The organism is Pseudonocardia xishanensis, assembly GCF_039541715.1.
Classification (GTDB): Bacteria; Actinomycetota; Actinomycetes; order Mycobacteriales; family Pseudonocardiaceae; genus Pseudonocardia; species Pseudonocardia xishanensis.
Window position 1 is genome coordinate 26,477 of the sequence record NZ_BAABGT010000100.1, and the last position, 10,521, is coordinate 36,997.

Genomic DNA, 10,521 nt, shown 5'->3' on the forward strand with positions numbered 1-10,521 from the left:
GGTTCGGCGGGATCCGCCGCCCAGGTGCCCGGCCCCCACCACACGGTGGTGCCTCGCACCATGGCCGAACGTCCGCCGCATGCCCAGCCTGGGCAGGTGCCTCATTCCGTCGTGCTCGCCCAGCGGCCCCACGGCCGAGTCCGGGACTCCGACTTCGCGTACGTCGATGTTCCCCAGCCCTGCCCGGGAGGCGGGGTCCGGGCCCGGACCCGACACCTCAGCATCGACCCGGCCACCCGCGGCTGGCTCGACGACCGCCCGAGCTACCTCCCGCCGGTCGGCGTGGGCGAGGTCGTCCGCTCACTCGGCATCGCCGTGGTCGAGGAGTCCCGGCACCCGGACTTCGCACCCGGTGACGTGGTCCGTGGGTTCACCGGGTGGCGGGAGGAGGTGCTGATCGAGGATCCGAAGGGGTGGGACCGGCTGCCCGACGAGTCGACGGCCCGGCTCGGCATCCTCGGCATGACCGGCCTGACCGCGTGGGTGGGCATGGGCGACATCTGCGCGCCGCGTGCGGGGGAGACGGTGTTCGTGTCCGCCGCCGCGGGCGCGGTGGGTTCGGTCGCCGTGCAGCTGGCCCGACTGGCCGGGGCGCGCGTCGTCGCGAGCGCGGGCGGGCCGCGCAAGTGCGCGCTGCTCCTCGACGAGCTCGGCGTCGACGCCGTCGTCGACCATCGGGCCGACGACTGGGCGGACCGGCTCCGTGACGCGACGCCGAACGGGATCGACGCGGTGTTCGAGAACGTCGGTGGCGCGCTGATGGAAGCCGCCCTCGACCGGATGAACAACGGGGGCCGGATAGCGTTGTGCGGCCTGATCGCCGGCTACAACGACGTCGTCCGGCCGCCGGGCCCACGCAACTTCGGCCTGCTGGTGACCAAGCGCATCCGGGCGGAGGGGTTCGTCGTGGTCGACCACACCGACCGCGCGGCACGGTGCGAGGCCGAGCTCGGCGCGCAGGTCGAGGCGGGCAGACTGCACGCGTTCGAGACCGTGGTGGAGGGCTTCGACACCCTCGTCCCGACGTTCGTCGGGTCGTTCGATGCAGGCCACGTCGGGAAGCTGGTGGTCAGCCTCGGGTGAGGGGTGCGAGCTCGACCGCGACCCGCAGCACGGCGGATCTCGCGTCCAACGGGACCGGGAGCAGCGCCGCGATCCGTTCGAGCCGTTTCACGACGGTGTTGGGGTGCACGGTCAGCCTGCGCGCCGCTCGGGTGGGGCTCCCCAGCTCGGCCAGCCAGATCCGCAGGGTCTGCAGCAGGTCGGAATGGACGGGGTCGACGAGGGCACCCAGCCGGGCGCTGGCCCAGGGCACGGCGAGGCCGGGGGCGCCGTCGGCCAGGGCAGGCACCACGACGTCGTCGAACCGGACGATCGGGCCGTCGACCCAGCGCGCGGCGAGCCGGTACGCCTCGGCCGCCTCCCGGTGCGAGGCCCGCAGCCCGGCGAGGCCCTGATGCGTGCTGCCGATCGCAAGACGCAGCCCTGCGGAGCCGGACGTCCAGCCGTCGACCTCGCCGCCTGAGAACCAGCCGCGGACGGCGGTCGGGCCGTCCGGAACCGCGACGAGCCGGCGGGGACGGGCGACGGCACGGAGCTGGGCCACCGCGCGGTCGAGCTCGGCGGAGGTGGCGTGCGGCCCCCACACCACGAAGGCGGTGTGGGTATCGGCGAAGCGGTAGCCCAGGCGTGCCTCCGCGGCGGGGCTGTCCGCGGTCCCCGCGAGTACGTCGGCGATCACGGCCCGCAGGTCGGAGGCGTCCCGCTGGCGCAGGAGCTCGCGCTCCTGGACGTAGGCCGCGGTCGCGGCGGCGCAGGCGGCACGCAGGTAGCGGAACAGCCGGTCCAGCACGATCTCGAGAGCGTCCGCCCGGCGGGCGTCGGACACCCCGGTCTCGCGCAGGTACGCCGCGAAGGTCGCGACGATCACGTCGGCGGCGGCGTCGTAGGCGAGCACCAGATCGGCCAGGTCGGTTCCGGCCCGGGCGAGCCGGCGGGCCCAGAGCTCCGCGGGCCTGCCCAGCTGTACGCCCGCCCTGGCCGTCGCCGACTGCGCGGCGCCCCGCAGCAGCGGCATGTGTGATTCCAGGGCCTCGCGGAGCAGCCGCACGTCCGCGTCGTCGCGCACCACGGAGGGCGTGGCGGCGGCGACGGCGACGTACATGTCGTCGACGATGCGGGCGACGCGCTGGTCGAGCCAGGTGACGAACTCCGCGACGGGTGGGTGCGACGGCGTCGTCGACCTGGCTCCGGTCCCGGAGTTCGGCATGGGCGCATCGTAGGGTCGCCTGCGGGCCGGTCGGGTGTGGCGAGACCACACCGGGAGGTGTGCGCCGGACGCGTCGCGGCGGGCCCGCGGCCTGCCCCACGCTCGACCCATGACCGACACCACCGCGCTCACCGACGAGAGCGGACGCGCGCAGGAGCCGCTGCGGCTCGCCGTCACGCTCGACGACCCGTTCATGTGGAGAGGAGCGGGCTTCCCGCCGGGGTACGACCCCGAGATCGTGCTCGGCATGCTGTGCGACGCGTTCGAGCGGCACCGGGTCCCGCAGGTGTACGCCTTCACGTCGACCGCGCCGGTGGAAGACCACCCGGAGTGGCTCGCGGCGCTCGACCGCTGGACCGACCGCGGCCACCACGTCGCCGCCCACACCCATTCGCACGCCAGTCTCAACTGGACCGACGCCGCGTCGTACGTCGCCGACCTCGACCGCAACCTCGACATCCTCGAACCGTGGTTGGCGAAGGCCCCCACCCGGTACTTCCGCTACGCGTTCGACATGTGGGGCGACATCCGGGACAAGACCGACCACGTGCAGACCCACCTCGTCCGCCGCGGCCTGCTGCCCGCGCCGATCACCCACTGGTTCTACGACGTGCAGTTCCTCGTGGCCTACCTGCGCACCCTGGTCACCGGGGACACCGAGGCCGCGGCGTGGGTGCGGCGGGGGTTCGTCGAGACGGCGGTCGACGCGCTCCGCAACCAGGCCGCCGCGGCCCGGGAGGTCTTCGGTCGGCAGCCGCCCCACATCGCGCTGATCCACGGCACCCCGATCGCCGCCGACGCCTACGCCGACGTGCTCGCCGCGTACGCGGCCGCCGGCGTCCAGTTCGTCACGCTGGAGGAGGCGATGAGCGACCCGGCCAACCAGATCGCGCCCCCGACCGTGACCCGGTACTTCCGCAACTCCACGCAGAAGTGGGCCGAGCACGCAGGCGTCGGAGTCGCCGACACGCCCCCGCGGATCCTCAACCAGGTGCAGCACTGCTGCCCCGTCGAGGGGATGACCGAGGCCGACCTGCTCGGTCCGGCGCTGGTCGCCGCCGCGCAGGCCGTCGGCTCCGCGCCGGTGACCACCGACCTGGACTGGAACCCGGCGGCGGACGCGTGACGAAGGACCTGTTCGACGTCGACGGCCGCACGGTCGTCGTCACCGGGGGGACCCGGGGGATCGGCGCGATGGTGGCCGAGGGGCTGCTCGAGGCCGGGGCCCGGGTCCTGGTGACGTCCCGCAAGGCCGCGGCCTGCCGGACCGCGGGCGACCGACTCGGCTGCCCCGCGGTGCCCGCGGACGTGAGCACGGCCGAGGGGATCGCCGCCGTGGTCGACGCCGTGGACGCGGAGTTCGGCGGATCCCTCGACGTGCTGGTCAACAACGCGGGCGTGACGTGGGGAGCCCCGCTCGACGCCTTCCCGCGCAAGGGGTGGGACCGCGTGCTGAGCACCAACGTGGTCGGCCTGTTCGAACTCACCGCGGCCCTGCTGCCCGCGCTGCGCCGGGCGGCGAGCGCCGAGCACCCGGCCCGGGTGGTGAACGTCGGGTCGGTCGATGGGCTGCGGGTACCGGTGTTCGAGAACTACTCGTACTCGGCCAGCAAGGCGGCGGTGCACATGATGACCCGCCACCTCGCCGCCGTCCTCGCGCCGGACCGCGTGCTCGTCAACGCGGTCGCCCCGGGTGCCTTCCCCAGCGACATGACGGCCGCCGCGCTCGCGTCCGACTCCGGTCGAGCCCTGATCGAGCAGGCCGTCCCGCTGCGGCGACTCGGCCGCGCGGACGACATCGTCGGCGCGATCCGGTACCTCGCCTCGCCCGCCGGGTCCTATCTCACCGGCGTCGTCCTGCCGGTGGACGGTGGCATCGCGGGGTGCAGCGGGTGAGGGTGCGGATGTCGAGGTCAGCGACCGGCTTCAGGCATTCGTCGATGTCTGAGGAGGCCGGTTCGAGGAGGCGGAGCTGCTGGACTCCCTCGCGCTGGTGTGGAGCCGAACGGTGGGCCTGCGAGCCGCGTCGATGGAGACGCTGACACACTCGATTCCTTCACGATTCTTCGACATCCTGGTCACCTCGAGAAGAGCGTAGTGTCGGCTCGCCGCGGAGAAGGTGGATCCGCGCGAGGGTCGCATCCAGCCCACGCCGCACACGGATCCGCAGACGGCGGTACCCGGGTACGGCTCCCGTTCGGACGGTCCGGTCTTGCGATAACGGGTCCTCCACTCCGGACGAGACCCTCCGCGGCGGGCGGGCGAGGTCGGTCGCCGGGGAAGGGGCGATCCGAGTGCACTACCTCACCGTCGACGAGATCGAGTCCGGCCTGGTCGAGCTGACGAAGCGACACCCGACCCTGTGTCGGCTGGTCCCGCTGCCGAACCCGACGTTCGAGGGCCGGACCGTCACCGCACTGCGCATCGGCAGGCCGGACGACGGCGGCGTGCGCGCGGGCGTCCTGTTCCTCGCCGGGGTGCACGCCATGGAGTGGGGCGGCTCGGACATCGCGCTGACGTTCGCCGCCGACCTGCTGGACACCTACGCCGCGGGAACCGATCTCGTCTACGGCGGCAGGACGTTCGGCGCCGCCGAGGTCGCCTCGATCATCGACACCGTGGACGTCTTCGTCGTCGCCTGCATCAACCCCGACGGCCGCGCCTACAGCCAGTCGACCGACGACGAGTGGCGGAAGAACCGCAGCCGGCTCTCGGACACCGACAACCGGATCGGCACCGACCTGAACCGCAACTTCGACTTCCTCTGGGACATCGAGAAGGCGTTCGACCCGTCCGTGCTCCACGTCCCGACCATGGGCAGCCTCGCCCCCGCGAGCGACCACTACGTGGGGCGGAGCGCGGCCTCGGAGGCCGAGACCCGCAACGTCGTCTGGCTGCTCGACGAGTTCCCGCAGATCGGCTGGCTGCTCGACATCCACAGCAACGGCGGCCAGGTCATGCACAGCTGGGGGGACGCGCCGAACCAGATCGACCGGCCCGACATGACCTTCTTCAACCCGCGGTTCGACGGCCTGCGCGGCACCCCCGACGCCGACCGGTACTCCGAGTACATCGACCCCGCGGACAAGGACGCCATGGAGGGCGCCGTGGAAGCCGTCGCCGACGCGGTGCGCGCGGTCCGCGGCCAGGACTACCAGCGCATCCAGGCCTTCGCCCGGCGGACGCCGGGCGCGGGTGACCACTCCCCGATGTCCGGGACCACGATCGACTACGCCTACTCCCGTCATCTCGTCGATCCCGGGAAGTCCACGGTCTACGGCCTCGCCATCGAGTTCGGCCTCACCGGCGAGGCGCAGCCCCCGGTGGAGGAGATGGAGCGGATCCTCGCCGACGTCGGCTCGGGGATGGTCGCGCTGTGCCTGCACGCGCGACGGCCCGTCATCCACGTCGGGGTGCAGGAGCCGACCGACTTCCGCCAGGACTTCCGCATCCTCAGCGGGATCATCGACGGCACCCCGGGCTGGGTCTGGGTCGACGGGCGCCCCGTGTTCGTCAAGCCGCCGGACCCGCGGCTCCACGAGCTCTTGCGGCGGGTGGGGGAGTTCCAGTCCGCACCGGAGGTCGAGGGGCCGACCGTGGCGACACAGCGGAAGGCGCTGGAGCGGATCGTCGAGCTGTCGCGGAGCCTGCTCGACGACGTCCGTTAGGACGCCTCGGACCCGCGGCCGCCGGGCGTCCGAGACGGGTGCCTGACCGCGAGAACCGGGCCGGCTGCAGGTCCCGGTGGGGAGCCGTCACGATATCCGGGTGCTGGGTCTGGAGATGGCGGTCGTCCTCGGGGTCGCGTTGGTCATGTGCGGTGCGCTGGCCCGTCGCTACCCGATCGCGCCCGCGATCCTGCTGGTGCTCGCGGGCGTCCTGATCGGGTTCGTGCCCCACCTGCGTCAGGCTCAGCTGCCGCCGGAGGTCGTGCTGCTGCTGTTCCTGCCGGTCCTGCTCTACTGGGAGAGCCTGACGACCTCGCTGCGCGAGATCCGCAACAACCTGCGCGTCGTGCTCCTCACCAGCACCGTGCTGGTCCTCGCCACCGCCGCGGCGGTCGCGGCGGCGGCGCATGCGCTCGGCCTGGAGTGGGGCCCGGCGTGGGTGCTCGGTGCCGCGCTCGCCCCGACCGACGCGACCGCGGTGGGTGTCCTGGCCCGGCGGCTGCCCCGCCGGACCGTGACCGTGTTGCGCGCGGAGAGCCTGGTCAACGACGGCACCGCGCTGGTGATCTACGGCCTCGCCGTCGGGATCACCGTCGGCGAGGAGCACCTGACCCCGCTCCACGTGAGCGGCATGCTGGTGCTGGCGTACGGCGGCGGGGTGCTCGCCGGCGCGCTGATCGGTCTGCTGAGCTGGCAGCTGCGCCGCCGGATCGACGACCCGATGCTGGAGAACATCGCGATGCTGGTGACGCCGTTCGCCGCCTTCCTGCTGGCCGAGTCGGTCGAGGCCTCCGGGGTGCTGGCGGTCGTCGTGTGCGGGCTTCTCCTGAGCCAGGTGACCCCGCGCATCACCGGCGCGCTCACCCGCCAGACCTCCGTCCCGTTCTGGACGGTCTCGACGACCGTCCTCAGCAGCGTGCTGTTCGTGCTCGTCGGTCTCCAGGCCCAGACCGCGGTCCGCGACCTCGTCAGCGTCTCGTTCGTCCGCGCGCTGGTCGACATCCTGCTGGTCGCCGCGGTGGTGATCGGGGTGCGCTGGGCGTGGCTCTACACCACGCCGTACGTCATCCGGGCGCTCGACCGACGGCCCGCGCAGCGGTTGCGCCGGATCGGGGCGCGGCAGCGCTCGGTCAACGCCGTGGCCGGGTTCCGCGGCGCGGTGTCGCTCGCCGCGGTGCTCGCCGTCCCGCGCACCCTGGACTCGGGCGCACCCTTCCCCGACCGGGACCTGATCGTGGTGATCACCACCGGGGTGATCGTGCTGACGCTGCTGCAGGCGCTGGTCCTGCCGCGGGTGGTGCGGTTCGCCCGGCTCCCGGTCGACAACTCCGTCGCGGAGGAACGGCAGTACGCCGAGGTGTTCATCACCGACGCCGCGATCGCCTCCATCGCGGCCACCTCGGCCGAGCTGGGCACCGACGAGCGCGTGGTCGCGCGGGTGCGTGCCGAGATGGAGAAGCGACGGAAGGTGCTCGCGGCCGACGGCGACGAAGGGGACCAGGCGACGCGGCACGACGACCAGCACGCGAGTCTGTGGCTCGCCCTCATCGCCCGCAAGCGCAAGGCGCTCCTCGAGCTGCGCGACGAGCAGCACATCGACGACATCGTGCTGCGCCAGGTCCAGGCCACACTCGACATCGAGGAGGTCCGGTTCTCCCGGCCCGACCCCGTGGACTGACCGGCCTCGGCGCGTCCGGCCGAACAGGAATGGTGGTCAACGCGGTCGTTCCGACGCGAACCATGCCGCCAACCCCGCGCGAGAGGTCAGCGCGAGCTTGCGCATCGCGTGTCCGACGTGGTTCTCGACGGTCCGCTCGGAGAGGTACAACCGGGCCGCGATGGCCCGGTTGCTCAGGCCCAGGGAGACCAGTGACGCGACCTCGGTCTCGCGCGGGGAGAGCGGGCCGCGGCCGGACCGGGCCCGCTGCGCGGCGACCGCGGCCGCCAGCGGCGCCATGCCGAGCCGATCGGCGAGCTGACCGGCCGCGGCGAGGTGGTCCGGGTCCCCCAGCCGGGCCAGCTCCAGGTGAGCCCATCCGACGTAGGGCAGAGCGTGCATCCGCTGGGCGCTCTGCAATGCCGCCCCGAGATGCTCTCAGGCGGCCTCGGTACGGCCGAGCAGCAGGTCGAGGCGGCCGAGCGCAAGGGCGACCGGACCGCCGTACGGCGTCTCTGCGGCCCCGATGATCTGCAGCGACGCCCAGGGCAGCAGCTCGGAGTGGACCACGGCAGCGGTCGCGGTGTCGGCGAGCTTCACACACAGCTCGGCGTGGCCCGCGGTGGCCACGAGCCACTCCGGTGCCTCTCGCGGCATGTCCCGCACGTGCGGGGAGATCGCGCGCCAGATCGCTGCAGCCTCGTCGTGGCGGTCGAGGGCGAGCAGCAGGAGCGCGTGCCAGCCGCGGGCGAAGAAGGGGGCGCCGTCGAGCACGGCCCGGACCTCGCGCTCGATCCCTTCGAGACCCTCGCCACTCAGGACGGCGAGGTGTGAGCGCATGACGAGGCCCAGGAAGCCGCGGACAGCGGCGGTCTGCCGGGCACAGTCGTCGAACCGACCCTCCACCAGGAACAACGACGCCCGGACGAGCGCCAGGCGCTCCTCCCACACCGGCTGCGCGAGCTGTGCCACGGCATGGCGTAAGCCGGCGAGGTCGCCGTCGAGCTCGATCCGGCGGCCCTGCTGACCGAGCGCCTCGATCCGCCACAGGTGGCCGTACGCTGCGCACTCGGCCGATCCCGAGGCCTCGGCGAGCGCGAGTGCCTCGGCGGCGACGCCCAGACGCGCGTCGATGCCGGAGACGTCCTGATGACGTCGGTGCGCGGCCTGCAGTGCGAGCAGCCGGGACTCGGGATCCGGGGCGGCGGCCGGAATGGGCGCCTCGCGCCACGGGCTGCGCGTGGCGTCCCGCTGGGCGCGGAGCCGCTCGGCCCGGACGGGGTCCCGGTCCGCGACTAGAGCGAGCGCTTCGAGACAGAGGCTGTGGACCTGCTCGACGATCGGGGAGAACCGCAGGTCACGCAGCGCGGTCGCCGCGTCGGCGAGCAGGAGGGCGTCCCCCCGACGGCGCGCGATCTCCGCGACGGCGGCGCAGGCAGCCCAGGCCTCGTGCGGTCTGCGGTCGGCGAGGAGCACTCGAGCCTGCCCGAGCAGCGCGACGGCGGGGTCCGCGGACACCCCAGCAGAGTACTGAGTACCGCGATGATGAGTGATCGCCCCGATGTGTCGGCAAGCCGGTGTTCCTACCGTCTCGCTCATGGACATCGAGATACGCGCCGACCGAAGCGCCCTGGGACGGATCGGGATCTGGGGTGGCGTCGTCGGGGCCGTGCTGGCTCTCGTGATGCTGCTGGTCACCCCGGCAGTCGGGGAGGATCGCTACTCCTTCCCGTTCACCACGGGCGTCTACTCGATCTCACAGGTCGTGTTCGCTGTGCAGCACCTCACGATGATCGCGGCCGTCCTCACGGTGTTCGCCGTCGTCCGGGCCCGCGTGGGGCTCGGGATCGCTCTGGCGGGCCTGGCGCTGCTGACCATGATGGAACTCGTGGCGATCACCGCGGCCACCGAGCCGCTCGACGGGGGATGGGCACAGGTCGTCAACACGCTCTACGCCGTGCCGACGATCGTCACCGGTGTGGGGCTCGTCGTCGCCGGGCTCGGCATTGCGCGCGCACGGCACGTGGCCGGCTGGGCGCGATGGGTCACGCTGGTCACCGGGATCTACGTGTTCGTGGTGCTCATCCCCGGGATCATGGGCCCGTTCGTGATGGGGCGCATCGTGATCGGCGTCTGGAGTCTGCTCTTCGGTGCCCTTGCCTGGGCGGCGGTCCGGCGCCGGGGGTAGGTGGGGAGATCTCTTGTGATCGGTCGAGTTGACGACGCGCCCCCGACTCGACGACCTCCGGGCTCGCGGCCGGCAAACGTACCCGGCTGGATCGCAATTCCGCGGTCACGGCCACGGCCTGCGCGACGGCACGGGGCCCCTTCCGGGCCGGGGTGTGCTCGCCGGTACAGCGCCGGGTCCACAGAGACAGGGACGTGGCCTCGGCGGTGAAGCGGTTGTGCGGGTACGGGTGCCCGCGGTGGGAGAGGGACTTGAGCTGGTCGCAGCCGGTGCAGCGGCCGTAGTCGGCGGTGGGCAGGGTGGTCGTCAGGTGCGGTCCTCGTCGGGGACCGGTCGGCCGTCGGTCTGCGGGCGCCAGCCCTGGTGGTGGTCACGGGCGGATCGGAACCACCTGACCGCGACCCGGATCCTGTGAGCGGGACGCGTGGGGCGCGACGTGGCCACCCCGCCGCTCACCCTCCCTCGGCGGCGAGTGCGCCCGGGAGCACGACCTGGGTGGCCCGCACTGACGCAAGCCAACCGGGTGTTGCCTGGGGGCCTCACACCGCGACACGACCGGGACGTGCGTTCTTGTTCACAGTTGCTCCACGCTACGCAGCATCGGCGCTGTCAGGCTCGCACCCATGACGGCGGACATCGGTTACGTGCTCGGCCACCGGGATCCAGAGGTCGAGAGGCTCCTGCTGCAGGGCAGGCTCTATGCGAGCCACACCGCGCAAGCGCTGCGCCTGGCCGGGCT

Annotated in this window: 9 protein-coding genes; 6 read left to right on the forward strand and 3 right to left on the reverse strand. The window is 72.8% G+C overall.

From position 1 onward, the window contains the following. The first annotated feature begins 96 nt into the window (after nt 1–96). Complete coding sequence (locus ABD993_RS30730; protein ID WP_345426224.1) at nt 97–1,083, forward strand: NADP-dependent oxidoreductase; 987 nt, start codon at nt 97–99, stop codon at nt 1,081–1,083. Here ABD993_RS30730 and ABD993_RS30735 read toward each other — a convergent pair. Further along, nucleotides 1,070–2,269 carry a PucR family transcriptional regulator gene (locus ABD993_RS30735; RefSeq protein WP_345426225.1) on the reverse strand — a complete coding sequence of 400 codons (1,200 nt, stop codon included), beginning with the start codon at nt 2,267–2,269 and terminating at the stop codon, nt 1,070–1,072. The genes ABD993_RS30730 and ABD993_RS30735 overlap by 14 nt on opposite strands. Before the next feature lie 109 nt (nt 2,270–2,378). Here ABD993_RS30735 and ABD993_RS30740 point away from each other — a divergent pair, with 109 nt between their 5' ends. From ABD993_RS30740 to ABD993_RS30755, 4 genes are all read left to right on the forward strand, one after another. Next, complete coding sequence (locus tag ABD993_RS30740) at nt 2,379–3,395, forward strand: polysaccharide deacetylase family protein (protein ID WP_345426227.1); 1,017 nt, start codon at nt 2,379–2,381, stop codon at nt 3,393–3,395. Further along, a complete protein-coding gene (locus tag ABD993_RS30745) occupies nt 3,392–4,165 on the forward strand; it encodes an SDR family oxidoreductase (RefSeq protein ID WP_345426229.1) in 774 nt (257 codons plus the stop codon). Before ABD993_RS30740 ends, ABD993_RS30745 begins: the two co-directional genes overlap by 4 nt. Before the next feature lie 398 nt (nt 4,166–4,563). Continuing rightward, a complete protein-coding gene (locus ABD993_RS30750; RefSeq protein WP_345426231.1) occupies nt 4,564–5,937 on the forward strand; it encodes a M14 family zinc carboxypeptidase in 1,374 nt (457 codons plus the stop codon). A gap of 100 nt (nt 5,938–6,037) precedes the next feature. Beyond that, the gene (locus ABD993_RS30755; protein ID WP_345426233.1) at nt 6,038–7,615 is read left to right on the forward strand and encodes a Na+/H+ antiporter; all 1,578 of its coding nucleotides are present in this window, start codon (nt 6,038–6,040) and stop codon (nt 7,613–7,615) included. A gap of 36 nt (nt 7,616–7,651) precedes the next feature. On the opposite strand, the gene ABD993_RS30760 is transcribed toward ABD993_RS30755, so the two are convergent. Beyond that, nucleotides 7,652–7,996, reverse strand: coding sequence for a helix-turn-helix domain-containing protein (locus tag ABD993_RS30760; protein WP_345426235.1), 345 nt, complete (start codon nt 7,994–7,996; stop codon nt 7,652–7,654). A 36-nt stretch (nt 7,997–8,032) separates the two neighbouring features. Beyond that, nucleotides 8,033–9,112 (reverse strand): hypothetical protein, encoded by a 1,080-nt coding sequence (locus tag ABD993_RS30765; protein WP_345426237.1) that lies wholly within the window; start codon nt 9,110–9,112, stop codon nt 8,033–8,035. Nucleotides 9,113–9,191: 79 nt separating this feature from the next. Here ABD993_RS30765 and ABD993_RS30770 point away from each other — a divergent pair, with 79 nt between their 5' ends. Further along, nucleotides 9,192–9,782 carry a hypothetical protein gene (locus tag ABD993_RS30770; protein WP_345426239.1) on the forward strand — a complete coding sequence of 197 codons (591 nt, stop codon included), beginning with the start codon at nt 9,192–9,194 and terminating at the stop codon, nt 9,780–9,782. Nucleotides 9,783–10,521: the final 739 nt, after the last annotated feature.